We start from the raw sequence: 24,287 nt of genomic DNA, 5'->3' as shown, positions 1-24,287 counted from the left end.
TTCCCAGAAGTTTCTGTAGAGACGAACTGCTATGCGTCTAACATATTTTAAAAATCCCGTTGAGACTTTAAAATGCAGGGTTTTTAGATAAAGTTTTTATGCAGTTGCTATTTCTAGTGCAATGACAATAATAAAGCAAAAAAATAATCATAAAAAAAGCCTGATCTCTTTAGATCAGGCTTTCAATTTATAATTCACCATTAATAAATTAAAGCTTTGTCATGTTATTAGCCAAAGTTTCAATGAATTTGCTGATTGGTCCTTTGATCATCATTGCCATCATAGCGTTGAATTCGCCTTCAAAAAATAATTGAACAGCACTTTCTGAATCAGAAATACTATCAATATTCGAAGTCAAGGTAAATGGAAGTTTATCGCTCGCTGCACCCAAAACAATTTTGCTTGGTGCTACTTTATCTTTCATTTTTAATTTGATTTCCGGCATCCCTTTTAATCCAAAAATAAAAGAATCCTCGCCAGTTACTTCAAACTTAGCAATATTATCAGGCATTAATTTTTCAAAATTCTTAACATCAGTCAATAAATCAAATAAATCTTGAGCTGATTTCTGAACAGTTACTTTTGGACTTTCTAAGTTCATATTGTTTTTTGTTTTTGTTTTTTACCGCAAGTGCGCTAAGTTTTTTTAAAGCTAAATTCCATAATTTAAATCCCAAATTCTTAAAAAGAGCGAAGCGATTTTTAAGAATCTAAGAATCTAAGAATCTAAGAATCTAAGAATCTAAGAATCTAAGAATCTAAGAATCTAAGAATCTAAGAATCTAAGAATCTAAGAATCTAAGAATCTATTCCACTTCCCAAGTAGAAGGACTAACGCTCCATTCTTGCAAAGTAGATTGCTGATCTTCTGTAATATATTGTTTTTGAACCGCTAGATCCAATAAATTTTCATAATTACTCAATGTATACAAATCGATATTAGCGCCTTTAAAGTTCTCTTCAGCTACATTAAAGCCGTATGTGAAAATTGCCGCCATTCCTTTAATGTTTGCACCTTCATTGCGTAAAGCTTCTACAGCCATCAAACTGCTGTTTCCTGTGCTGATTAAATCTTCAACAACTACAACATTTTGTCCTTTTTGTAAAAAACCTTCAACTTGATTTTGTCTTCCGTGTTTTTTTGCTTCTGGACGCACATATACAAAGGGTAAACCAAGGCTTTCAGCAACCAGCATACCAATTCCAATAGCTCCAGTGGCCACACCAGCAATTACGTCTGGTTTTCCAAACTGTTTTTCAATATTCTTCGCAAACTCATCTCGAACATAGTTTCGGATGATCGGAAATGAAAGAATTAACCTATTATCGCAATAAATAGGAGATTTCCAACCAGAAGCCCATGTAAAAGGATTTTCGGGATTCAATTTAATTGCATTTATTTGCAAAAGCAATTCGGCTGTTTTTTCGGCAGTATCTTTATTAAAAATCATAATACAAATGTATAAAGTTTTTGTGAACGACAAACCACTTTTTTTGACAAATGAAATCTCGAAAGAAACAGATTTTCAATTGTTCTTGTTAGAAAGTATTGATATAGAACAGCTTATAGTTAAAATGTTCCAAAATAAAATTCAAAAAGCCTGTTTATATCATCCTGACGAAAGTGAGATTATGAAAACACTCAAAGCCAAAATTCCGGTAAATAAAGCTGGAGGAGGTTTTGTATACAATAAAAAAGGCGAGGTTTTATTTATCTTCAGAAACGGAAAATGGGATCTTCCGAAGGGCGGAATCGAGAAAGGCGAGGACATCGAAGCCACCGCCATGCGAGAGGTTGAAGAAGAAACTGGCGTAAACCAGCTCCGAATTACACATAAACTTCAAAAAACCTATCACGTTTTTAAACGCAACGGAAAATACAAACTCAAAATCACACATTGGTTCGAAATGCAATCTGATTTTGAAGGAACACCGCAAGGACAAATCGAAGAAGGAATTGAAAAAGTAGCTTGGCTAAACCCGGAACAAATCAAAGAAGCTTTAAAAAATTCTTACGAAAACATTAAATTGCTGTTTGCAGAAAAAGATGAAGTTTCGGTTGAAGATTAAGGTGGGAATTAAGAATTAAGAAAAAAGAATCAAGAATCAAGAAAAAAGAACTAAGGTTCTAAACTAAGGAATCAACAGTAAAATACTGAAAGTTATTCCTTAGCTTAGAATCTTAGCAACTTAAAACCTACTTATAGGTATATATAAATTCACTTTTACCTATATTTTCTGTTGTTCCATCAACAATTCTAGAATATATTTCAGTTTCCTTGTATATTTGTTTTTGATCGTTAAAGTTGTACGTAAATATCCTCTTATAAACTGCCGTTTTATTAGATGAGTTATCAATTCTAGAAGGACTTGAGGTGTATTCTGAAATTAAATTTTCTGATTGTAGGTATACAAAATAAGTTGAGCCATTATCAAAAGTATCCAAATAATCATTTAATTTCCATTCGTTTCCAAAAATGTATTTTCTATAATTATAATCATTTTTTAAAGTATTATAAGAATAAGATTCGGTTGATTCTAAATTAAAAATGAATGTTTTAGAACTGGTAACATTATCATTTTCATACTGAAATGTTGCTGAATGAATATCTGGTTTTAATACTTGTTTTATAATTTTTTTATTCGAATTCATTAATATTTCTTCGTTCTGAATATCACCGTTATAGGTTTTTGCAACCACTATTTTGTCAGCAAGATGAGTAAATACAAAATTAACATTTACGGGCTCTCCAGTATCTGTTACAAAAGTTTTAAAGCTTTTTTCTGTTATTCTGCCTGCAGTATCATAAGAATAAGTTATTGTAGTAATCAACCTTCCACTTAAATTATAAATCAAGATTTGAGAAACCAGTCCTTGAATGTTATACGTATAATCTTCGCGGGCTGACTCTTGATACTTAATCGTAACTAACTGATCATTCAAAAAGGTAAAATTTCTAAAAGTCATTAATTTATCATTCTGATAATAATTCATTTTAATAGAAGAAAGTTTTTTTTGGGGAGCACTACTTACTATATCATCATTAGAGCAGGAAACAGCTAAAAATCCAGCGAGCAACATCATTATTTTTTTCATCTTAATCTTTATTGAGTTATATTCTGTAGTAAAATATATTCAAAAAAGTTGCGTATTAAGATGTTAAAAATATAAGATGATAAGTTGGGCGTACCACTCCCTAAGCCTCGGTGATTATTTTGATTTCTTTCCAATAGCACGGATTGCAAATCCGCGCCATTGGAAGATCATCTTAAAAGCTTTGCGATCTTACTATATTTCAAAATCCCTCAAAATCAAAAAATCTTAGCGAAGTTTGCGGTTAAAAAAAACTACAAAATACGATAAACAGGATATTGCAAATGTGCCTTCTCATAATAAACAGAGTGTTTATAAATCCAATCTAACTGCGCATCAGGATTTTTAGCAAATGTAGCGTCAGATTCTTTTTTAGCGTCAAATTCCGCTTTCAAAGTTGGATTTTCTTTTAAAAGTTTTGCCGCAGTATCTTCAAAAATATATTCCGAATAATGTTCTTTTTGCTGTAAAATTGGGTCGAAGAAATTCCAATTAAAAAATGAATCAACACCTTCTGGTTCAAAAACTTCAACTAAATATTTTACACCTTTTTGGTTTGTCGGAACAAGATAATCTCCTTTGGCGAAAGCCATTTTAACTATTTTAGAAGTTACTGTTGTATTTCTGTGCAAATAATGCCCTTCGTAGGCAGACGGAACCGTTTTAAAATCTGCTATTTTATAACTTTCCACTTGTATAATGGTATCATTTTTAAGTTGAGAAAATGAAATGTTATTATTTTTTAAAATGTCAATAATATTCCAATAGCCACGCGGTATGATATAGGCAGACGGTATAACAACATCTTTGAGTGATTTGAATTCTTTTATATACGGAACATCTTTTTTATAAGGTTTGCTTCGGTCATAATATAAACGATTTCCAGTTGTGGCGTCGCTCTTTTTATAACTTGCTTCATAGCCTAAAAATGAAAAAGTAGTAGCCTTTGTACTGTCTAATTCCCATTGCAAGGTATATGGTTTTCTTGGTTGATATTGTTCGAGATTTTTAACTCTGAGTTCTTTGATCTTTTGATAATTAGCATCGGTAAAATCCAAAGTCGATTTCATGTATTCATATGTCATTTTTACACGTTCAGCATATTTTTTTAACATGTGAGTTTCCACCACAAATCCAATCGTATTAAACAAAGAAGTATAACCCGTAGTATATCGAGGACTATCAACAAATTGCCCAAAACCTTTGTCGGGAGTATCTTTAAAAGAGTCTACATAAGGCGTTGTTTCGATTTTCTTTTTCTGCAGATCTTTTACCAAAGCTGGCATCATTTCATTATTCATAAAATCACCCAAAACAGATCCTAATTTGTTGTGTTCCGTCATAATATAAGTCAGTTTGTATTGATAATCAGAACCGTTGCTTACGTGATTATCAATAAAAACATCGGCATTTATTTTCTGAAAAATCTCCACAAAACTCTTTGTATTTCGGGTATCCGATTTTATCAAATCCCGGTTTAAATCATAGTTTCTCGCATTTCCTCTAAAACCATAAATTTCAGGTCCGTCTTGGTTGGCGCGAGTTGTAGAATTTCGGTTTAAAGCGCCTCCAATATTATAAACCGGAATGCACACTAGTACAGTATTTTTTGGTGCTTTTAGTTTTCCAATGGCTAAATCTCTGTAGAATTGCATTGTAGCGTCGATTCCGTCTGGCTCTCCAGCGTGGATTCCGTTATTGACAAAAAGAACGGCTTTAGTTTTTTGAATTTTGTCAAAATCAAATACTGCGTCAGGATTAAAAGTTACCATATGCAAAGGTTCGCCAGAATCTGTCAATCCCATTTCCTTAATCTGAATCGTTGGAAAATTATTGGCTAAAAGCTTAAAATAAGCAATAGTTTCTTGATAAGAAGCCGATTGATTTCCGTTTCCCTTTTCAAAAAAAGTATCGTATTTTTTATTGTTTTGAGCGAAAATTGTGATGGTGAAAAGTGAAATGAGAAAGGTAAAAAGTTTCATGGTTTTAGATTTAATATAAAATTCAAATATAAAGTTTTATTTGTTTCAGGTTGAAGTAGGAGTAGAGCAACTTTGTCATTTTACCGCAAAGCACGCAAAGTTTATTTTACTATATAGCTTTTATAAAAGACAAAGGTCGCAAAGCTTTGTGAATATAACTTTGTGACTTCTCGGCTTTGCGAGATTAAATAAAAAATCTTTGCGAACTTTGCGTGATCTTTGTCTTTGCGGTAAAACACCTGAAACCTGAAACAAGAAAACCTGAAACAACTTTTTTTCGCTACTTTTGCAAAATGAATAAAAATCACCATTCCAACAATATACTTTCGAATTTAGGAATTGAAAGCCTAAACGAAATGCAAGAAGTTGCTCAAGATGCAATTTTAAATGATAACAATATTTTGCTTCTTTCTCCAACAGGATCTGGAAAAACATTGGCTTTCTTGCTTCCAGTTTTAGAATTATTACAGCCTGAAATACTTTCAGTTCAATGTTTAATTTTAGTGCCTTCGCGCGAATTGGGTCTGCAGATCGAGCAGGTTTGGAAAAAAATGGGAACTCAATATAAAGTGAACATCTGTTATGGTGGACACTCAATTGATACCGAAATTAAAAATTTGAGCAATCCACCGGCAGTTTTAATAGGAACTCCAGGCAGAATAGCAGATCATATTGACCGAGATACTTTTCGTACAGATAAAATTCAGACTTTAATTTTGGATGAATTTGACAAATCACTGCAATTGGGCTTCCATGAGCAAATGTCTTATATTATTGGAAAATTAACGAAGCTGAACAAACGTGTTTTGGTTTCAGCAACATCAGATATTGAAATTCCGAGATATACGCGAGTGATAAATCCGACCGTTTTAGATTTTATTCCAGAGGAAGAAGAAAAAGCGAATCTTTCGATGAAAATTATTGTTTCGCCAGCCAAAGACAAATTAGGAAGTTTGTTCAACCTTATTTGTTCTCTAAAATCGGAGTCGGCTATTATTTTCTGTAATCATCGTGATGCTGCAGAACGCATTAGTGACACATTAAACGAAAAAGGAATTTACGCGACGTATTATCATGGTGGCATGGATCAAGACGAGCGTGAGCGCGCTTTGATTCAGTTTAGAAATGGAAGTATGAGTTACTTAATTACAACCGATTTAGCGGCTCGTGGATTGGATATTCCTGAAATGAAACATGTAATTCATTATCACTTACCGCTTAAAGAAGATGAATTTACGCATCGTAATGGTCGTACAGCACGTATGCAGGCTTCTGGAACTGCGTATATTATCATCCACGAAAGTGAAAAAAAATTAGATTATATCGACTACGAAATGGTTATGCTGAAAGTAGACGACGCAACCACTTTACCCAAACCACCGGAATATCAAACCATTTATATTAGTGGCGGAAAGAAAACAAAACTGAATAAAATTGATATTGTTGGATTCTTCTCTCAAAAAGGAAAACTTGAAAAAGGCGATTTAGGTTTAATCGAAGTTAAAGATTTTATTTCGTTTGCAGCAGTAAGATACAATAAGGTAAAAGACCTGCTGAAAAATATCAAAGACGAAAAAATGAAAGGCAAGAAATTCAAAATTGAAGTCGCCAGAAAAGTGGTAAAGAAAGAGGAAGAAAGATAGTTTTTTTTGTAGGAGCGATCGTGTTTAAGGTTTTTTTAGCCTAAATCACGAGTAAAATTCATTACTTTTTTAAGCTCAAAAAAGCCATTTTGTAATTAAATATTTACAATATTAGCCCATTTTGATCGGTTAAGATTCCTCAATTTTGGTCGATTTATAACTTGAATTATTAAATAAAAAATTATTTAATTTATTGTAATTCAATATTTTAGCTGTTAATTTTCTTGGCTTTAAAGCAATTGTAAACACCAATCTTAATTTTTTGTTAATAAATTAACGAATAGGACTTTAATTTATCATAATTTCTGCGTTTATTGTGCTAGTAAATAATAAACCCCAAATTAATTATGAAAAGAATTATTACGATTGCCATTTTGTTGGTTAGTGTTGTGTCTTTCGCACAAATTAAAGTTATCGAAACTGTACCGGTTGAAAAATTAGGAAAAGTAAATAACAACTACATTCAAAAAATTGGAGATGAATATACTGTATATTACACAAGTATTCAAAACGATGATGAAGGGTCAACTTTAAGAAAGTTTACTTTTAAAAATGTTAATAATGATTATGCAAGTCTTTACAGTATTATCATGAATGGTTTTGGCGCAAATCCTTTGTATGATATTAAATTAGAATTGCCTAATAATTTCATTTGGCTGCACTACACAGGAAGTGTTATTCCAGAAAAAGCTACAGTTCAGTTTATGGTTTCAAGTAAAGAAGCTTCTGCAGCAACAAGCAGTATTTCTGAGCCATTTGTAAAAGATCAGATCAATAAATTATTTCAAAAATAATTTTCAGTTTCAGGTTTTTATTGTTTTAAGTAAAAAACCTAATGAAATTTAAATACAATAAAAAGGCTATTCAAATTTTGAATAGCCTTTTTATTTGCAGTATTTTCTATCATTGAACAGTCTGAAAACTGAGACGAGAAATTTAAATTTTCTTCACATATTGTGTAATAATCACAATCTGCTGGCCATCTACCTTTCCTTCAATATATTCAGCGTTTTCGTGATCTAGACGGATGTTTCGAACGGCAGTTCCTTGTTTAGCAACCATGCTTGATCCTTTTACTTTTAGATCTTTGATTAAAACTACAGAATCTCCATGTTCTAAAATTACACCATTGCTGTCACGGTGAACCAGTTTGTTTTCGTCGTCTTCGCCTTCGCCAGTTGCTTGTGCCCAAGCCAATGTATCTTCGTCTAAATACATCATATCAAGCAATTCTTGTGGCCAGCCTGCAGCGCGCAAACGGCTCAGCATTCTCCAAGCTACCACTTGTACGGCTGTATTTTCATTCCACATACTGTCATTAAGACATCTCCAGTGATTTAAATCGACATTATCAGGGTTTTCAATTTGGTCTATACAGGTATTACACGCTAAAATAGCTTCTTCAATACCGCCTTTTTGTGTTGGCAGTACTTGATATACTTTTAGGTTTTCTTCGGCGCCACAAAGTTCGCATTTAGATCCGCTTCGTTTGTTTAATTCTCTTTCGATGCTCATTATTTTGTTTTATTTAAAATGCGAAATTACTTATAATTTGCTTCGCCTGCAAGTTTATGTTTTGGGTGTTTCTTACTGATTTTGCGTGTTGAAACGGATGTTGCTTTTTATTTCTTAACCCTAACAGCATCTGGAACCAACATTTCATATTCACCGCCATTTCGTAATACATCACGAACAATACTTGAACTTATATATGAGGTTTTTGCAGCGGTTAATAAAAATACAGTTTCAATTTTAGAAAGACGTCTATTAGTATGTGCAATTGCTTTTTCAAATTCAAAATCGGCTGGATTTCTTAGGCCTCTCAAAATGAAATGGGCTTTTAGATTTTTTGCTAAATCAATTGTCAAACCTTCATATGTTATTACACTGATTTTAGGTTCATCTTTGAAGGTTTCTTCAATAAAACGCTTTCTTTCTTCTAATGAAAACATGTATTTTTTTTCGGCATTGACTCCAATTGCAATTACGATCTCATCAAATAGAGAAATTCCTCTTTTGATAATATCTTCGTGACCAAGTGTAATGGGGTCGAATGATCCTGGAAATATGGCTTTTCGCATTTTTTTTCTTTTAAGGTTCAAAGCTGCAAAGGCACAAAGGCACAAAGGCTTTATTTTGAAATTAAATTAATTTTTTAAGTAATTCTTTTTGTATTAATTGCCTCAACCCATTCCTCTTTTTGGCAAACTTTACATTTGGCTGTACCTATCTTTTGTTCTTCGGTATGACCACAAAAAGTGCATGCATGAATACCATCGATGGAAATATTCTTGCTTTTTTTATTGAAAGCCGCCGGCAAAATAGGCAATCCGTATTTTACTTCTTCATCTTTATAAAAGAAAACACTTACTTCGCCACTTGTTTCTATAAAAGCATGTTTTATCTGACCTAAATGTTCAATAGATTTGATGCGAAGCTCAGAGAAAAATTCATCCTGCGCCAAGCTTTCTTTTTTGAAAGTCGATATAGAAAATTTGCCGTCGTTGATCAAACATTCTGTTTTGCCTTCTATAAATTCTTCAAATTTTTTGCTTTTTCCAGTAAGCCAGGTCACGGAGCGATATAAAATAATAATAACTGTAAATACTATTGCTGCAGGTACAATTCCAACGTCTTCATAAAACATAGGATCTCCGGCAGCAGAGCCTAATGCAATAATTATTACAGTTTCAAAAATAGATAATTGTTTTACACCTCGTTTTCCTGCTAATTTCAAGGTTAGCAATAGAATGATGAACATAACTGTGGAACGAAATACAACTTCTAGAGCAAAGTTTTCCGGCAAATCATTATAAAATACTCTATTCCATTCAAATATTTGTTTCATTTTTTTTAGTTACTAAGGTTATGAGGTAGTAAGGTTCTACGTTTTTTAGTTTTTGTCAAGGATATTTTAAAATATAAAAAAGTAAGGTTCTGAAATCTTAGAGTCTCAGAACCTTAGTATCTTAGTAACTTACAAAAGTGCTAGCTCAATCGCGTTTGTAAATAAATCTTCAAGAGATATTCCCGCTGCTTTTGCCTGTTGCGGAATCAGACTTTCGGTTGTTAAACCTGGAATCGTATTCATTTCCAACATATAAGGTTCGTTGTCTACGATAATGAATTCACTTCTAGAGAAACCTTTCATTTTTAAAACTTCGTAAGCACGTTTTGCAGTTTCTCCTACTTTTTGAGTTAATTCGTCAGAGATTCTTGCCGGTGTAATTTCTTGAGATTTACCTTCGTATTTAGCTTCGTAATCAAAAAAATCATTGTCAGAAACAATTTCAGTAATTGGCAATACTTTTATTTCTCCTTTATAATTAATTACTCCAACAGAAACTTCTGTTCCGTCAAGAAAACTTTCGATAATAATTTCATTATCTTCTTTATAGGCAACTTCAATTGCAATTGGTAGTTCAGCCTCAGATTTTACTTTTGAAATTCCGAAACTTGAACCGGCCTTATTTGGTTTTACAAAACAAGGCAAACCTACTTTTTTAACGATTTCTGCAGTATTGATAACATCTCCCTTATTTAAATAATAAGAAATCGCCGTTTTGATTCCGTATGGCTTTAAAACCGATAGTAAATCACGTTTATTAAATGTAAGTGCTGATTGGTAGTAATCGCAAGACGATTGCGGAATTCCTAATAATTCGAAATAAGCCTGCATTAATCCGTCTTCACCGGGAGTTCCGTGAATAGCGTTGAAAACACAGTCGAAAGTAATTTTTTGATCGTTTACCGTTACTGAAAAATCATTTTTATCAATCGAATATTCAGCATTGTTTTCGTCTACATAAACCCATTTTTCTTTAAAAATATGAATACGGAATCCGTTATATTTTGTTTTGTCAAGATATTGATGCACTACGTTTCCTGAGATGAGAGAAATTTTATATTCACTTGAATATCCGCCCATGATAATGGCTATGTTTTTCATTATATATTTTTGTTTAAAGTTTTATTTTGTTTCAAGTTTCAAGTTTTGCCACGAATCCACAAATTTTGAGCGAATTCAAAAATTGTATAAATCTGCGGTTATCTGTTTAAATATGTTGAATAAGTGTGCTTTTTTTTTCGCCTTTATAAGGTGTATTAAAAGCTTTCTTGCTTAAAACAAAATTATCATTTTTTTTGAAACGAAATAGCTTTATCTTTGCCTCTAATAAAAATAAATTTATGAGTTTACGTCAGTATTTAACAAGCCGAGTTTTTTTCGTGCAAGTATTAATTGCGGCAGCTATTATTGCTGTTTTAGGTTATTTGTTTATGCATTGGTTAACTTTTACAACTGATCACGGACATGAAATTGCCGTTCCGAATTTATCTAAATTGACTGAAGAGCAAGTAGAAGAAAAGCTAGACGAGCTAGACTTAGATTATGTGCTTTTGGATAGTGTTGATTACCGAAGTGAGTTCCCAAAATATAGTGTTGTGGAGCAGGATCCGTTGCCAGGAACTAAAGTAAAAGTGGGAAGAAAAATATATATTAAAATTAATGCATCAGGATTTTCATCTGTCAGAATTCCTGATTTAATAGAAAAAACATATCGTGAAGCAGTTCCTACATTGAAAGCTTTAGGGCTTGAAGCAGGAACAATTACGTATATTCCGAATCTTGGAAAAGATATGGTTTTAGAGATGCGTTATAAAGGAAGAAACTTGAAAGTAGGAGACCGCGTACTGAAAGCGTCTAAAATTGATTTAGTTTTAGGTGATGGAAAAGCGAGTTATGTAGATGAAAGTCAGGCGAATGATAGTTTAGCTGCGCCAGCTGAAGAAACCCCAAAAGATGAACAATAATATTGAAAATTTAGATCTAGAAGACGAATTATTCGAACATTTTAGATTTGAAGTCCCTAAAGGTCAAGCGTTTTTGCGTATTGACAAATATCTAATGAATTTGATTCAGAATGCGACTCGAAATAAAATTCAGAACGCAGCAACAGAAGGAAACATTTTTGTAAATGATATTCCGGTAAAATCAAATTATAAAGTAAAACCGTTTGATGTTGTGACTGTTATGTTATCGCATCCGCCGTTTGAAAATCATATTCTTCCAGAAGATATTCCGCTAAACATCGTTTATGAAGATGATGCTCTTTTATTGATTAATAAAGAGCCTGGAATGGTTGTGCACCCAGGTCACGGAAATTATACCGGAACTTTAGTAAATGCTTTGGCACATCATTTTGATAATTTGCCAATGAACAGCAGTGAACGTCCCGGTTTAGTTCATAGAATTGATAAAGATACTTCTGGACTTTTGGTCGTGGCTAAAACAGAAGCTGCAATGACGCATTTGGCAAAGCAGTTTGAAGCAAAAACATCTGAACGTGAGTATATTGCCCTTGTTTGGGGAAATGTAGCTCAAGAAGAAGGTACAATTGAAGGAAATCTTGCCAGACACTTAAAAGACCGTATGCAAATGGCTGTTTTTGCTGATCCAGAAATAGGGAAACCTGCAATTACCCATTATAAAGTTTTAGAACGTTTTGGTTATGTCACTTTGATTTCTTGCAAATTAGAAACCGGAAGGACACACCAGATTCGTGCACATATGAAACACATCGGGCATCCGTTGTTTAATGATGAGCGTTATGGCGGACATTTGATTTTGAAAGGAACTACGTTTACAAAATACAAACAGTTTATCGAGAATTGTTTTAAGGCATTGCCACGTCAGGCACTGCATGCTAAAACACTTGGTTTTGTGCATCCGACAACTGGAGAAATGATGCGTTTTGATACAGAACTGCCACAAGATTTTCAGGATTGTATTGAGAAATGGCGCAATTATGTAAAATCGCACAATACTGACGAGGAAGAGAATTAATTAGATAATTTATCAATTAGATAATTTAAATAGAATTCCACTAATTTACACAGATTAATTTCCTGTAAATTAGTGGAATTTGTGTTTAATTTAATTCTGAATGATATTTTATTTTGCCAATTGATCCAGTTGATTTTGGCAATAGTTCAAAAACAGAAGTAGGAGCGAGGCCAGATTCTATGCGATGTGAGACATATAAAATACTCACATTTGTTTCTTGTTTGATTGTATTAATAAGCTGGATTACCAGATCTACATTTTCGTCATCCAGGCCTTCAACTGGTTCATCTAGAATTAGTAAAGGCGGGTGTTTTAAAACCGCACGCACAATAAGTACCACTCTTTGCTGACCAACGGAGAGTTCTGTGAAACGCTTCTTTTTTAAATGATTCATCTCAATTACTTCGAGCCATTGATCCACTATTTTAGTCTGCAGAGCTGAAGGCTGGTTATATAGTCCGATGGAATCAAAAAAACCGGACAGAATCATTTGTTCTAAACTGTGGTTTTTTTGAAAAAGGTCAGTCATAGAAGTAGTAAAGATTCCGATTTGTTTTTTAATGTCCCAAACACTTTCACCGCTTCCTTTTTTTCTTCCAAATAAAAATAAATTCTGACCAAATCCTTTTGGATTGTCACCCGTAATCAAAGATAAAATAGTGCTTTTTCCGGCGCCGTTTGGACCAATTAACTGCCAGAATTCACCTTGTTTTATTGTCCATGAAATGTTGTCTACGATTTTTCTATCATCATAACTAACCGAAACATTCTCCATTTTAATTAATACACTTTCGTGGAAATTATGCGCTTCTATAGCTTTTGGAATAGCTGAAGTATTAAAGGTTTTAAAATGATTTTCGGTTTTTGAAATCGGATGCAATTCAAATGAATTGTCTTTAATCTGAGCTTTATTCGGGACAAAATCAAGCACATCAGCAACGCGATTTACCAGTTGAATAATTGCAATAGTATCCGTTAATTTTTCTAAAGATTGTGCTAAAAGAACTCTCGATGCCTGATCTAAATGGTCAAAAGGATTATCAAAAATGATAAAATCAGGATTTTGATTGATGCAGTATTTTAAAAATTCTTTTTTACGTTCGCCAGAAGAAAAAGTTCTCAATTGTCTGTTCGATTCTGGAGATGCTTCAACAGTGTCATATTGGTATTCTTTTTCGATAAATTTTTCAATAGCAATATCTGAAAACAAAATTCCTTTTTGATTGTTAAAAACTGCTAATTCTTCTTTTGCTTCGCCAGAAAGTAATGTATCTATAAAAGCTTTTTTGTTAACCTGATTTGATAAAAGTATATCCCAGTGCTGCATTTCTTAATCTTAATTATTATTTTGTTTCTTTTGTTGCCATGGGGCGATCGTTGCGCGACCATTCGCTCCAAGATCCTACGTATAGTTTTGGAATTGCAATTCCGGCATAATCCATTGCTAATAAAGTGTGGCAGGCAGTAACTCCTGATCCGCAATGTACGATTACATTTTCAGGGTTTACTTTTCCTAAAATTTCTGAATATTTAGAAGCTAATGCTGTTGCAGATTTATAAAATCCTTCTTCATTTAAATTTTCGCTAAACGGCACATTTATTGCTCCTGGAATATGACCGGCAATTAAATCTAAAGGTTCTGTCAGTCCATCAAAACGATTTTTATCTCTTACATCAAGTACAATATTTTTATCGTTTTTTCGTGCTTTTTCAACTTCATTAATATCGGCTAAGGCGAATTTCCATTCTGAAATTGGGTATTTTTCTGCTTTTGCAAAAGTTTCAACTGCATCACTTGTTGCAAAGCCAGCTTTTATAGCTTGCTGCAAACCTCCATTTAAAACCTGAACTTTTTCATGCCCGATAGCTCTTAGCATCCACCAAAATCGCGCCGCAGCATTTGATCCGTTTTTATCATCATAAATAATAACATGATTTTCAGGAGAAATTCCGACTCTGGAAAGTACTTCAGAAAACTTTTCGAAAGACGGCAAAGGATGTCTACCGCCCTTTGCAGGATTATTTTCAACGGTTGCCAAATCCCGATTCAAATCGATATACCGAGCACCTTTTAAATGCTCTTTGTTGTAATTTTCTTCGGCATTTATTCCAGCTCTAGCATCAATTATTATAATTTCAGATAAATTTTTTAATTGAAGTAATTCGTCAGGATTTATAATTGGAGAAATTTTATTGGACATCTTTATTTGTTTTATTTTTTGACTTTCCCACCCAAAGTAAAGAATTTAGAATTAATTGGCTTTGAGCTTTATTTTCAAAAGTATATGAAAGGGTTTTATTGGTGCCATTTTCATAATCAATATCATTGTGCCCCATGTTTACATACAGCATTTTATAGTTTTTGTTGGTCCACACGACAGGATAATAACCATTATGCCAAATTTCGTTTTGTTTTGGTCCTGTTCCTAGCGGAAAACTGCTTTCGTCTATAGCTAAAATAATTTGAATGTCCGGATTTTTTCTTAAATCATTGCTCCATCGATACCATTCGTTTGGCGCAGATGTGAAAACTTTGGGGATATTTCTAGTTATTTGATGTTTATTTTCAACTCTCAAAACTGCCGAAGTAGGTCTCCAAGTATTGCTTCCATATTCACCAGAACCTAAAAAAGTATTGTGATACCAGTCCCAATTTTGAGGATAATCCGAATCATTTAAGGCAAAAGCCGAAAAGTGAAAACCAATCCACCCACCGCCATTTTCCATAAACTTTTGAAAAGCCTCTCGCTGACTTTGTGTTTCTGGCCTTGTGTCTAAAAACAAAACAACTTGATAATTGGCTAAGAATTCCGCATTCATATTGTCCCAATTACTGGTTGAATCATATTCAAAATGGTTTACTTCAGCCATTTTCGGAAACCATTTATTGGCTTCATGAACAAAGCTAATATGCGCCTGATCGTTTTTTGCGGTATAAAAAGCAATTACTTTAAATTTTGCATCTTCTTTTTTCGTTTGAGAAAATCCAAAAAAGCAACTGCATATAAGTGCAATTAAAAAACCTTTTTTAGAAATAAAAAACAGCATGACGTTTTGTTTAGATGAATTAATCAGGAATTTTTTCGATCAATATTTCGTTATTCGCGAGATCATAATAAGTGCAGGTCATTTCGATAATATCAACTCTCCATTTTGCAATTCCGCATTGTCCTGAATGATTACAGAAGGTAAGATAATCTGTTTCTCCACTTTGATGTTTTACTAAAAATTCTATAAAAAGCTCTTTGTTTGCAGTTGGAGCAATTTTTATCGGATTGTATTTTTCATCAGATGTTACCGTGTAATTGTTTACGCCATAATATTCGACATGGCCGTCATTCACGAAAGTGTCGTAACCTTTAACACCTAAAATAATTAAATCTTGTATGTAGTTTGGAAAATCTGCTCCGGTCTTTACTTTAGCATGTGCTTCTTTAATTTGTTCGATTGTAAACATATATTTTTAGTTTTAGATTAGTGTTTTTTTATTGTTTCAAAAATACAATTAATGGTTTTATAAATTGATCGAAAGATTCTATATGAGGCAAATGCCCTGTATTTGGTACTTCAACTAATTTTGAGTTTGGAATCGCTTTTTGAGTTTTTTTGCCCAGTTCAGCATAATTTCCCATTGTTTTTCTGACTTCTTCAGGCGCCAACTGTTTTCCTAAAGCTGTTTTATCTCTTGTTCCGATGATTAAAAGCGTTTGACTTTTGATGTTTTTGAATTCGTATAAAACAGGCTGGGTAAAAATCATGTCGTACAGCAGAGCAGAATTCCAAGCTACTTTATTGTAATCAGGAGCTGAAGTCCAGCCAGCGCCGAGTTCTGCCCATTTTTGAAAAGTTGCATTCCATTTTCCATCATAATAATTTTCCATTTGATATTTTTTGATCGCTTGGTAATTTTGTTTTAATTCTGATTCGTACCACCATTCAACAGGTTTGTAAGGAACTACAAGTTTCCAATCTTCTAAGCCAATTGGGTTTTCAAGAACTAATTTTTCAGTAGTTTCAGGATACATCAAAGCAAATCTTGTGGCTAACATTCCGCCCATTGAATGTCCTAAAATAGTTGTTTTTTGAATGCCCAATTGATCTAAAAGCTTCTTGGTATTTTCTGCCAATTGCTGAAAAGTGTACTGAAAATTATCTGGTTTGGATGATTTTCCAAACCCAATCTGATCCGGAACAATGACGCGGAAACCTTCTTTTGTAAGTGCCTTTATAGTAGTTTCCCAATACGCTCCGTTGAAATTTTTTCCGTGAAGCAAAACAATATTTTTGTTGTTATAGTTTTCAGGAGTTATATCCATATAAGCCATTTTTAGAGACTGACGCTGGTTGTTTAATTCTAAAAACTTTACAGGAAAAGGATATTCGTAATTGCTTAAATTTATATCTAAAGCTTTTATTTTTTCTTCTTGCGAAAAACAAAAAAGAGGAAATAACAGCATTATAAGTTTTATATTTTTCATTTTTTAAGGATTAAGTTTTGCAAGTTCTATAAAATTAAACTTAACCATTTTAAAACCAAAAATTAAAGTCTTAAAATTATCAGAAAATTTGTATTTTCTTTACGCCATAACAGCAACAGTGTTTAGCGCCATTTCACCAAGATTTTTATTGCCAATAATTTCAACTTTTTCTTTAGCATCATCGGGAGTCATTCCTTTAGAGAATAAAAGCCAGGCGTCATCTGGACTTATTTTTACAATTGAAGTTGGTTCAGCATCAAACAATTCTATAAACGCCCAGTTATTTTCTTTTTTAATAATACTCCATTCACCGCCAATCTCGGTTGTTACAATCAAAGTTATAATTGTTCCGTTCTCTGCTATTACATTTTTGTAGACATAAGGCAAAGCCTGTATAAATGTATGTATAAAAGGATAAAATAAATTTTTGGTTAAAAGAGCGGGTTTGTTAACCGCATTTCTAATTTGCTGTTGATGCAAGAATTTTTCAGTGTATTCTCTAGCAATATGAAACCAGTTTAGAGAAGTTTCTTCGCCAGCCCATGCAACAGAAAATATCGCATTTTCAAAAGGATTTAAAGTTTGTAGATGCGCAATATATTGTTTTCCGGTAGTTTCTAATAATTCAGTTATGACTTTTGGACTAAGACGTTTTGTGGCGCTGGTCCAACTCATATTTAATTGATTGAGAAAATCGACCAAATCGTTATATGAATTAATGTTTTCTGGTTTTTCGCCAAAAAAAGAATCTCTAGAAATAGATAAACCTCTTAAATTTCCGTCTAATAAATGAGATGCAATATCTTTTACTGTCCATTTTTTACAGACCGTTTTTGCATTCCATTCTTCTTCTTTCAATGATTTTAAAAGCTCGATTAACAACTCATCTAAAACAGGGAAGAGATGTAAAGTTTCTATTGGTATAATTGAAGATTTCATAAGCTTAACTTAACTATAACTGCTCTTTTTCGGTGTTTTTCAATGTTACAACGCTTTGCGGATACGGAATATCAATATTCGCTTCATCAAAACGTTTTTTAATACTTTGCAGTAAATCGCAATACATTACAAAACCATCTGTAGAATTTTTTGCCCAAGCCCAAGCTTTTAACGTAACGCTCGAATTTGCTAAAGCGACAACGCGCGCGATAACTAGAGGCGTTTTTTGTTTCTTGCTTTCAGCGGTTCGCGTATCAATAAAAAACGGATGTTTTGCCACTTCATCTTTCATGATTTCTAGCGCTTTCTCGATATCAGATTCATAACCAATTCCGATTTCGATTATTTTACAAGATTTTGTATCGTGCATATTGGTATTCACGATAATCTGATTGCTGATAACTGAATTTGGAATAATAATTCGGTTATTCTCAGCATCTTTCAAAACAACTTGTCTTAAATTAATGTCTTCTACAGTGCCAACAAAATTGTTGATTGTAATTTTGTCATTGATTCGAAAAGGCTTAAAAATAACTAGAAAAATACCGCTGACAATATTGCTTAACGCCTGTTGAGAAGCCAAGCCGGCTACTAACGAAATTACTCCCGCACCGGCTAAAAATGAATGTCCGATAATTTTAAATTCTGGAATTTGTATTAAAGCAAAAGCGAAGCCTAAAATATAAATTACCGTTATGATTAAATGTTTTAAAAACTTAAAACCAGTTGCATCATACTCTTTATTAGTTTGTTTGCGATACAAAAAATAGCGCAGTGCTTTGTCTGTAATCGCGCCCAAAACAATTGTTGTAATTGCTATAATAGCAATAAAAACACCAATTCTAAAGTCTTTTAAGTAATCAATCATAAACTTTGAGTTTAAAAAAATCCAAAAAACTACTATTAAATGTGTCTTTTGGATTTTATAATTTATAACAAATCAGATTTTTTTATAATCCGACAAAATCATCGCTTTTAGGAAAAATACTCAAAGCCTCGATAGCTATTTCCGGAGTTGGAGAAGCTAATTTGCGCAATTTTGTATCCATCCATGCGCCGTCAACAGTAATAGTGGCGCAGAGTGTATCATCTTCTCTTCTAAATTCGTGAATGATTGACCAGCGGGAAGCATCGGCTTTCATTTTTGATGTTTTGGTATGAATGAATATTTTGTCAGAAAGTTTTAATTCTTTTCTAAAAACACATTCCTCTCTAAATAAAACAGGACCAAAACCTTGCGTTTGCATCACTCTTAAAGTTAAGCCTAATTCTTCTAAGATTTCGATACGATGCTGTGCACCAAAATCGTAATAAGCACTGTGACGAACGTGAAAATTTGGGTCAAGATCTGACCAGCGAAAAGAAATTTCTTTAATAAATGAAGCCATTTTTTATTGTATTTTAATTGTAATGAGAATGCTTTTCGAGATAATTTATCAGAAAAACATTCATTTATAAGGAATCGAAATTACAAATAAAAATGTAAACCGTTTATTGTATAATAAAGTATTGCGGGAAATTATTAATAATATTCTTTTTCAAAAGGAACAAAATCCTGAAGTTTAGGAAGCGGCCTGATCAGGATTTTCTTTTTAGTGTGTGTTTTTGGAAAATCATCTTCGCCATATGGTTCTGTTTCGATAATCTGAATTCCTGTAGATAAATTAAAATCGATTTTTCCCATTGTACCGAGTCCGTTTGAGTATACTTCAGAGAAACCAATAAGTTCGAAATCACCATTTTGATATCGGAATTTATGCTCAAAATGACCGCGCAAAAGTTCGTTATTAATGCTTAAAATTCCTTTTATAATCGTGATTTCATCAAAACCATTTCCCGTTTGAAAGCCCTTTTTGCCATTTGGAAAAGCGGGTTCAATTGCTTTTGTGGTAGAAACGATACGTTTAAAAGATCCGTTTTGTTCAGCAAAATAAATATCAAGTTTATAAGGCGAAGTATCGCTTACTGTGTCTTGTGAAACCTGAACGTAGTCTATTAAGCCATCTTTGTTTAGATCGCCTTTTACTTTTGTGATTTCTCTATTGAAATTGCTTTTTTGAGCAGAAGTCGCTGTTGAAAAAATAAGAAGTAACAAGAAAATAATTTTCTGCATTGTTTTGATATTAATATCCTCTTTGAGAATAAATATTAAATTTTTCAAATGAAATTTCACCAAAATCTTTAACTGTTTTTAGCTTGTCAACATCTGGTATTAAAGCTTCTTCGTTTGGATCTGAACTTGGATTAAGAATATAGTTGATAAAATGATGTTTATATAAAAACCAATTATTTTTGACTTTATCAAATTTAAAAGTAATAATTTGTTCCCAATGATGTCCGCCTGAAATACGATGCTCAATAGAAAAATAGCCGTTTTTAATGGAAATTCCGTCAAAAGGATCTCCAAAAACACCACCACAATCTATGCAGTAAGCAGCATTTTCATTTTTATAAGCAAGTTTAAAACTCCCATTTTTTTGTCCTAATAAAAGCAGTACAGGTCTTTTATCAGGTTTATTATCATTGTAATTTGATGTTTTTTCTTCAGTCTTTTTGCGAAGTACTAAAATATAGTCTTCGAGTTTGTCTAGATTTAAGTCGCCTGATTTTTGAGCGATTGCTTCGTAGCCTTTCGGAATAAATGACTGCAATTTGACATTTACATTTGTAATTGCTTCATTAAAAGTTTCATGTATTTTAACTGACTTTTGCTGAGAAAAGGCAATATTGAAATAGAAAAAAATATACAAGAATACTATTGATTTTGCCATTACTATTTTAAATTAGAATTAAGTTTTTTCACTATCCACGGAAGTGTAAGACCCTGACCAATCAAGGTTAACAATACAACAGCAACAGAAATGAAAATAATCACAGTTCGTTCCGGAAATGGAGTTCCGTCTGGAAGGTTTTTTGGCAGTCCAATAGCAATGGCAAGAGATACAATGCCTCGCATTCCAGACCAGCCCAAAATAATACTATTTTTAAAATCTAAAAGCGCATCTTCACTGATCTTTCGCTTGCTTTTTTTATTTTGAAAAGTTTTTTGCAGGTTTATTTTCTGAAGAAATATTCTGACCATTCTAATCAAAAGTGCCACGATTGTAATGATAAAAGCATATCCAATATAAGGTAGAATCATATCATTGTCAATACCTTTTAAAATGTAACGAAAATTAAGTCCGATTAAAATAAAGATTAATCCGTTTAGTAAAAATATAATAATGTCCCAAAGGCTTCTAGAACTGTTTTTTAAGCTTTCTGGAAATATTTTTTTACTGAAACGCGCAATTGAAAGACCTAAAATAACTACAGCAATTACTCCAGAAACATGCAGGTTTTCAGCAATCAAATACGTTACAAATGGCATTAAGAGCATGAAACTTACTGTGACATTTACATTTTTATGCACTCTGCTTAATATAAATGCCAAAATTTTTGCCATTATAAAACCTACTAAAAAACCGCCTCCCAATAATACAACGAATTGAAGTGTTGCTTTCCAAATTATAAAAGCAGATCCCATTACTGCAGCAACAGCAAAACGATATGCAACTAAAGCAGAAGCATCATTAATTAAACTTTCACCTTCAAGAATAGTTATGGTTTTATGAGAAATTCCGAGTCCTTTCGTAATGCTTATAGCAGCTACTGCATCTGTTGCAGAAAGAATTGCTCCCAGTAAAAATGCTAGAGGCCATGTAATATTCGGAATCATATAATGGGCAACTACTGCAATCCAAAATGTAGTCAGAAAAACTAAAGTTATGGCCAGCGTACTTATTGTATTGATATTAGTTTTAAAATCTTTAGGTGAAATATTAAAAGAAGCATCATATAATAAAGGAGGAAGAAACAATAAAAATATAATTTCTGGATTAATTTCAATTTCGTTCATTGTCGGAATAAAACCAATTGCAATGCCTACAATAACCAGAAGAATAGGCTGGGGCAGTTTGATGGTATCGGCAAAGGCAGAAAGTCCTATAATAATGGCAAGAATAAAAATAATGATGCTGTAATTTTCCATTTTGGCGAATATTGAATTTTTAGGATGATGCTAATGTAAGTATTTCAATATATAATTGAAAGTTTAGAAGCATTAATGACACGTAAAGTCCTGATATGCCATGATTGTCAGGTTTTAAAAATGTCATGTTGTCAGATGTTTATTAGTGTGCCAATATTAAAACTGACAATTTACTTTGGTTTTTTATATTGGCACAAAGATTGACTTATGCCACCTGAGTTATAAATTAGTATATCAAAATTAAATATATAAAAAATGGGTAAAATAATCGGAATTGACTTAGGTACGACGAACTCTTGTGTTTCTGTAATGGAAGGTAACGAAGCAGTTGTTATTCCTAACGCAGAAGGAAAAAGAACAACGCCATCTATCATCGCTTTTGTTGAAGGTGGAGAAATTAAAGTAGGTGATCCTGCAAAAAGACAAGCGGTAACGAATCCTACAAAAACGATTGCTTCTATTAAACGTTTTATGGGACACACTTTTGCTGAAACTCAAGAAGAGGCAAAAAGAGTTCCTTACAGTGTTGTAAAAGGTGACAACAATACGCCACGTGTGGATATTGACGGTCGTTTATACACTGCTCAAGAATTGTCAGCAATGACACTTCAAAAAATGAAAAAAACTGCTGAAGACTATTTAGGTCAAACTGTAACTGAAGCAGTTATTACTGTTCCTGCTTACTTTAACGATGCACAACGTCAAGCTACTAAAGAAGCTGGAGAAATCGCTGGTCTTAAAGTTATGCGTATCATCAACGAGCCAACTGCTGCTGCACTTGCTTACGGATTAGATAAAAAAGGAACTGATCAAAAAATTGCTGTTTACGATTTAGGTGGAGGTACTTTTGATATCTCTGTTCTTGAATTAGGAGACGGTGTATTTGAAGTATTGTCTACAAACGGTGATACTCACTTAGGTGGAGATGATTTTGACCAAGTTATTATTGACTGGTTAGCTGACGAATTCAAATCTGAAGAAGGTATTGATTTACGTTTAGATCCAATGTCATTGCAACGTTTGAAAGAAGCTGCAGAAAAAGCTAAGATTGAATTATCATCTTCTGCTGAAACTGAAATCAACTTACCTTACGTAACTGCTACTGCTTCAGGACCAAAACACTTAGTAAAAAAATTATCTAGAGCTAAATTTGAGCAATTATCTGATACTTTAGTAAAACGTTCTATGGAGCCAGTTGCTAAAGCATTAAAAGATGCAGGTTTATCTACATCTGATATCGACGAAGTAATCCTTGTAGGAGGTTCTACTCGTATGCCAAGAATCGCTGACGAAGTTGAAAAATTCTTCGGTAAAAAAGCATCTAAAGGAGTTAACCCTGATGAAGTTGTTGCTATTGGAGCTGCTATTCAAGGTGGAGTTTTATCTGGAGATGTAAAAGATGTATTGTTACTTGACGTAACGCCTCTTTCTTTAGGTATCGAAACTATGGGTGGTGTATTGACTAAATTAATTGAGTCTAACACAACTATACCAACTAAAAAATCTCAAGTATTCTCTACTGCTGCTGATTCTCAACCATCTGTTGAAATCCATGTATTACAAGGAGAAAGAGCAATGGCTGCTGATAACAAAACTATCGGTCGTTTCCACTTAGATGGTATTCCACCAGCACCAAGAGGAGTTCCTCAAATCGAGGTAACTTTTGATATCGATGCTAATGGTATCATCAAAGTTTCTGCAACTGACAAAGGAACTGGAAAATCTCACGATATCCGTATCGAAGCTTCTTCTGGATTAACAGCTGAAGAAATCGAAAAAATGAAAAAAGATGCTGAAGCTAACGCTGACGCTGATAAAATAGCTAAAGAAAGAGCTGAGAAATTAAACGAAGCTGACAGCATGATTTTCCAAACAGAAAGTCAATTGAAAGAGTTAGGAAGCAAATTAGCTGACGATCACAAAGTTGCTGTAGAGTACGCTTTAACTGAATTGAGAATGGCTCACCAATCTCAAGACATTCCAGCTATTCAAACGGCTCTTGACAACATCAATGCAGCTTGGAAAACAGCTACAGAAGCTATGTACGCTCAAGGTGAACAAGGTCAACAAGCAGCTCCACAACAAGAGCAATCGCAAGGTGACAATGTTGAAGACGTTGAATTCGAAGAAGTCAAATAAGTACTGATTAATATCAGTTAATAATAAGTGCTAAAGCGCTGTAAACGTAATGTTTACAGCGCTTTTTCTTTTTTATTCTTTTTTGTTTCTGCTGTTTTTTAATCATTTTTAATCATATATTTGTATCATATTTGTAC

The 24,287-nt window shown here is 33.1% G+C and carries 25 protein-coding genes; 6 read left to right on the top strand and 19 right to left on the bottom strand.

The features are described 5' to 3' along the window. Positions 1-208 precede the first annotated feature (208 nt). Both IR010_RS03500 and pyrE read right to left on the bottom strand, forming a co-directional pair. Positions 209-601, bottom strand: a complete 393-nt coding sequence (locus IR010_RS03500; protein WP_029269420.1) for a hypothetical protein — start codon at positions 599-601, stop codon at positions 209-211. A gap of 205 nt (positions 602-806) precedes the next feature. Next, entirely contained in the window at positions 807-1,451 is a 645-nt protein-coding gene (pyrE, locus tag IR010_RS03495) for an orotate phosphoribosyltransferase (RefSeq protein ID WP_029269422.1), read from the bottom strand. Between the two features lie 7 nt (positions 1,452-1,458). On the opposite strand from pyrE, the gene IR010_RS03490 reads away from it, so the two are divergent. Continuing rightward, positions 1,459-2,070 (top strand): NUDIX hydrolase, encoded by a 612-nt coding sequence (locus tag IR010_RS03490; RefSeq protein ID WP_194566756.1) that lies wholly within the window; start codon positions 1,459-1,461, stop codon positions 2,068-2,070. Positions 2,071-2,197: 127 nt separating this feature from the next. On the opposite strand, the gene IR010_RS03485 is transcribed toward IR010_RS03490, so the two are convergent. Continuing rightward, complete coding sequence (locus IR010_RS03485; RefSeq protein ID WP_194601663.1) at positions 2,198-3,097, bottom strand: hypothetical protein; 900 nt, start codon at positions 3,095-3,097, stop codon at positions 2,198-2,200. A 251-nt stretch (positions 3,098-3,348) separates the two neighbouring features. Then, a complete protein-coding gene (locus IR010_RS03480; RefSeq protein WP_194601660.1) occupies positions 3,349-5,076 on the bottom strand; it encodes a M14 family metallopeptidase in 1,728 nt (575 codons plus the stop codon). A 293-nt stretch (positions 5,077-5,369) separates the two neighbouring features. On the opposite strand from IR010_RS03480, the gene IR010_RS03475 reads away from it, so the two are divergent. Continuing rightward, entirely contained in the window at positions 5,370-6,719 is a 1,350-nt protein-coding gene (locus IR010_RS03475; protein ID WP_194601658.1) for a DEAD/DEAH box helicase, read from the top strand. A 347-nt stretch (positions 6,720-7,066) separates the two neighbouring features. Beyond that, positions 7,067-7,513 carry a hypothetical protein gene (locus tag IR010_RS03470; protein ID WP_029269431.1) on the top strand — a complete coding sequence of 149 codons (447 nt, stop codon included), beginning with the start codon at positions 7,067-7,069 and terminating at the stop codon, positions 7,511-7,513. 142 nt (positions 7,514-7,655) lie between these two features. Here the strand turns inward: IR010_RS03470 and IR010_RS03465 are convergent, their stop codons facing one another. The 4 genes from IR010_RS03465 to IR010_RS03450 form a co-directional block, all read right to left on the bottom strand. Continuing rightward, a complete protein-coding gene (locus IR010_RS03465) occupies positions 7,656-8,234 on the bottom strand; it encodes a PhnA domain-containing protein (protein WP_194601655.1) in 579 nt (192 codons plus the stop codon). A 107-nt stretch (positions 8,235-8,341) separates the two neighbouring features. Continuing rightward, the gene (coaD, locus tag IR010_RS03460) at positions 8,342-8,800 is read right to left on the bottom strand and encodes a pantetheine-phosphate adenylyltransferase (protein WP_029269435.1); all 459 of its coding nucleotides are present in this window, start codon (positions 8,798-8,800) and stop codon (positions 8,342-8,344) included. A gap of 74 nt (positions 8,801-8,874) precedes the next feature. Then, entirely contained in the window at positions 8,875-9,567 is a 693-nt protein-coding gene (locus tag IR010_RS03455; protein WP_194566746.1) for a DUF421 domain-containing protein, read from the bottom strand. Positions 9,568-9,696: 129 nt separating this feature from the next. After that, positions 9,697-10,668: a D-alanine--D-alanine ligase gene (locus IR010_RS03450; protein ID WP_029269439.1), complete on the bottom strand. Its 972-nt coding sequence runs from the start codon at positions 10,666-10,668 to the stop codon at positions 9,697-9,699. Positions 10,669-10,907: 239 nt separating this feature from the next. Between IR010_RS03450 and IR010_RS03445 the strand changes: the two genes are divergently transcribed. Next, complete coding sequence (locus IR010_RS03445) at positions 10,908-11,531, top strand: PASTA domain-containing protein (RefSeq protein ID WP_029269441.1); 624 nt, start codon at positions 10,908-10,910, stop codon at positions 11,529-11,531. Continuing rightward, positions 11,521-12,564, top strand: coding sequence for an RluA family pseudouridine synthase (locus tag IR010_RS03440; RefSeq protein ID WP_029269443.1), 1,044 nt, complete (start codon positions 11,521-11,523; stop codon positions 12,562-12,564). The genes IR010_RS03445 and IR010_RS03440 overlap by 11 nt, the downstream gene beginning before the upstream one ends. A gap of 85 nt (positions 12,565-12,649) precedes the next feature. On the opposite strand, the gene IR010_RS03435 is transcribed toward IR010_RS03440, so the two are convergent. The 11 genes from IR010_RS03435 to IR010_RS03385 form a co-directional block, all read right to left on the bottom strand. Further along, complete coding sequence (locus IR010_RS03435) at positions 12,650-13,891, bottom strand: ATP-binding cassette domain-containing protein (RefSeq protein ID WP_194566742.1); 1,242 nt, start codon at positions 13,889-13,891, stop codon at positions 12,650-12,652. Between the two features lie 16 nt (positions 13,892-13,907). Further along, positions 13,908-14,765: a sulfurtransferase gene (locus IR010_RS03430; RefSeq protein ID WP_194566740.1), complete on the bottom strand. Its 858-nt coding sequence runs from the start codon at positions 14,763-14,765 to the stop codon at positions 13,908-13,910. Beyond that, on the bottom strand, positions 14,755-15,612 hold the full coding sequence (locus tag IR010_RS03425; RefSeq protein ID WP_029269446.1) for a ThuA domain-containing protein: 858 nt from the start codon (positions 15,610-15,612) through the stop codon (positions 14,755-14,757). The genes IR010_RS03430 and IR010_RS03425 overlap by 11 nt, the downstream gene beginning before the upstream one ends. Positions 15,613-15,631: 19 nt before the next feature. Beyond that, positions 15,632-16,021, bottom strand: a complete 390-nt coding sequence (locus tag IR010_RS03420) for a DUF1398 domain-containing protein (RefSeq protein ID WP_194601652.1) — start codon at positions 16,019-16,021, stop codon at positions 15,632-15,634. Positions 16,022-16,049: 28 nt separating this feature from the next. Continuing rightward, a complete protein-coding gene (locus IR010_RS03415; RefSeq protein WP_410505234.1) occupies positions 16,050-17,021 on the bottom strand; it encodes an alpha/beta fold hydrolase in 972 nt (323 codons plus the stop codon). A gap of 120 nt (positions 17,022-17,141) precedes the next feature. Next, positions 17,142-17,981 carry a maleylpyruvate isomerase N-terminal domain-containing protein gene (locus tag IR010_RS03410; protein ID WP_194601647.1) on the bottom strand — a complete coding sequence of 280 codons (840 nt, stop codon included), beginning with the start codon at positions 17,979-17,981 and terminating at the stop codon, positions 17,142-17,144. Positions 17,982-17,994: 13 nt separating this feature from the next. After that, complete coding sequence (locus IR010_RS03405; protein ID WP_194601645.1) at positions 17,995-18,849, bottom strand: mechanosensitive ion channel family protein; 855 nt, start codon at positions 18,847-18,849, stop codon at positions 17,995-17,997. Between the two features lie 82 nt (positions 18,850-18,931). Next, positions 18,932-19,369: an acyl-CoA thioesterase gene (locus IR010_RS03400; RefSeq protein WP_026982233.1), complete on the bottom strand. Its 438-nt coding sequence runs from the start codon at positions 19,367-19,369 to the stop codon at positions 18,932-18,934. A gap of 134 nt (positions 19,370-19,503) precedes the next feature. Then, complete coding sequence (locus IR010_RS03395) at positions 19,504-20,094, bottom strand: hypothetical protein (RefSeq protein WP_194601642.1); 591 nt, start codon at positions 20,092-20,094, stop codon at positions 19,504-19,506. 10 nt (positions 20,095-20,104) lie between these two features. Further along, positions 20,105-20,752 (bottom strand): hypothetical protein, encoded by a 648-nt coding sequence (locus tag IR010_RS03390; RefSeq protein WP_194601639.1) that lies wholly within the window; start codon positions 20,750-20,752, stop codon positions 20,105-20,107. A 2-nt stretch (positions 20,753-20,754) separates the two neighbouring features. Continuing rightward, positions 20,755-22,011, bottom strand: a complete 1,257-nt coding sequence (locus IR010_RS03385; RefSeq protein WP_194601637.1) for a Na+/H+ antiporter — start codon at positions 22,009-22,011, stop codon at positions 20,755-20,757. Between the two features lie 255 nt (positions 22,012-22,266). On the opposite strand from IR010_RS03385, the gene dnaK reads away from it, so the two are divergent. Continuing rightward, positions 22,267-24,150 (top strand): molecular chaperone DnaK, encoded by a 1,884-nt coding sequence (gene dnaK, locus IR010_RS03380; RefSeq protein WP_029269465.1) that lies wholly within the window; start codon positions 22,267-22,269, stop codon positions 24,148-24,150. The last annotated feature ends 137 nt before the right edge of the window (positions 24,151-24,287 follow it).

The sequence above is a fragment of the Flavobacterium sp. MR2016-29 genome, assembly GCF_015350695.1.
Lineage (GTDB): Bacteria > Bacteroidota > Bacteroidia > Flavobacteriales > Flavobacteriaceae > Flavobacterium.
Note: the sequence above shows the minus strand (reverse complement) of the source record. Positions and strands in the feature narration are given on the sequence as shown.

What these genes read in the sequence shown, in the direction of transcription:
- IR010_RS03455 (WP_194566746.1), bottom strand. Translation starts at nt 9,567, where the DNA reads ATGAAACAAATATTTGAATGGAATAGAGTATTTTATAATGATTTGCCG.
- IR010_RS03425 (WP_029269446.1), bottom strand. Translation starts at nt 15,612, where the DNA reads ATGCTGTTTTTTATTTCTAAAAAAGGTTTTTTAATTGCACTTATATGC.
- IR010_RS03440 (WP_029269443.1), top strand. Translation starts at nt 11,521, where the DNA reads ATGAACAATAATATTGAAAATTTAGATCTAGAAGACGAATTATTCGAA.
- IR010_RS03445 (WP_029269441.1), top strand. Translation starts at nt 10,908, where the DNA reads ATGAGTTTACGTCAGTATTTAACAAGCCGAGTTTTTTTCGTGCAAGTA.
- IR010_RS03470 (WP_029269431.1), top strand. Translation starts at nt 7,067, where the DNA reads ATGAAAAGAATTATTACGATTGCCATTTTGTTGGTTAGTGTTGTGTCT.
- IR010_RS03410 (WP_194601647.1), bottom strand. Translation starts at nt 17,981, where the DNA reads ATGAAATCTTCAATTATACCAATAGAAACTTTACATCTCTTCCCTGTT.
- IR010_RS03390 (WP_194601639.1), bottom strand. Translation starts at nt 20,752, where the DNA reads ATGGCAAAATCAATAGTATTCTTGTATATTTTTTTCTATTTCAATATT.
- IR010_RS03480 (WP_194601660.1), bottom strand. Translation starts at nt 5,076, where the DNA reads ATGAAACTTTTTACCTTTCTCATTTCACTTTTCACCATCACAATTTTC.
- IR010_RS03475 (WP_194601658.1), top strand. Translation starts at nt 5,370, where the DNA reads ATGAATAAAAATCACCATTCCAACAATATACTTTCGAATTTAGGAATT.
- IR010_RS03490 (WP_194566756.1), top strand. Translation starts at nt 1,459, where the DNA reads ATGTATAAAGTTTTTGTGAACGACAAACCACTTTTTTTGACAAATGAA.
- IR010_RS03430 (WP_194566740.1), bottom strand. Translation starts at nt 14,765, where the DNA reads ATGTCCAATAAAATTTCTCCAATTATAAATCCTGACGAATTACTTCAA.
- pyrE (WP_029269422.1), bottom strand. Translation starts at nt 1,451, where the DNA reads ATGATTTTTAATAAAGATACTGCCGAAAAAACAGCCGAATTGCTTTTG.
- IR010_RS03485 (WP_194601663.1), bottom strand. Translation starts at nt 3,097, where the DNA reads ATGAAAAAAATAATGATGTTGCTCGCTGGATTTTTAGCTGTTTCCTGC.
- IR010_RS03415 (WP_410505234.1), bottom strand. Translation starts at nt 17,021, where the DNA reads ATGCTGTTATTTCCTCTTTTTTGTTTTTCGCAAGAAGAAAAAATAAAA.
- IR010_RS03420 (WP_194601652.1), bottom strand. Translation starts at nt 16,021, where the DNA reads ATGTTTACAATCGAACAAATTAAAGAAGCACATGCTAAAGTAAAGACC.
- coaD (WP_029269435.1), bottom strand. Translation starts at nt 8,800, where the DNA reads ATGCGAAAAGCCATATTTCCAGGATCATTCGACCCCATTACACTTGGT.
- IR010_RS03405 (WP_194601645.1), bottom strand. Translation starts at nt 18,849, where the DNA reads ATGATTGATTACTTAAAAGACTTTAGAATTGGTGTTTTTATTGCTATT.
- IR010_RS03465 (WP_194601655.1), bottom strand. Translation starts at nt 8,234, where the DNA reads ATGAGCATCGAAAGAGAATTAAACAAACGAAGCGGATCTAAATGCGAA.
- IR010_RS03500 (WP_029269420.1), bottom strand. Translation starts at nt 601, where the DNA reads ATGAACTTAGAAAGTCCAAAAGTAACTGTTCAGAAATCAGCTCAAGAT.
- IR010_RS03400 (WP_026982233.1), bottom strand. Translation starts at nt 19,369, where the DNA reads ATGGCTTCATTTATTAAAGAAATTTCTTTTCGCTGGTCAGATCTTGAC.
- IR010_RS03435 (WP_194566742.1), bottom strand. Translation starts at nt 13,891, where the DNA reads ATGCAGCACTGGGATATACTTTTATCAAATCAGGTTAACAAAAAAGCT.
- dnaK (WP_029269465.1), top strand. Translation starts at nt 22,267, where the DNA reads ATGGGTAAAATAATCGGAATTGACTTAGGTACGACGAACTCTTGTGTT.
- IR010_RS03395 (WP_194601642.1), bottom strand. Translation starts at nt 20,094, where the DNA reads ATGCAGAAAATTATTTTCTTGTTACTTCTTATTTTTTCAACAGCGACT.
- IR010_RS03450 (WP_029269439.1), bottom strand. Translation starts at nt 10,668, where the DNA reads ATGAAAAACATAGCCATTATCATGGGCGGATATTCAAGTGAATATAAA.
- IR010_RS03385 (WP_194601637.1), bottom strand. Translation starts at nt 22,011, where the DNA reads ATGGAAAATTACAGCATCATTATTTTTATTCTTGCCATTATTATAGGA.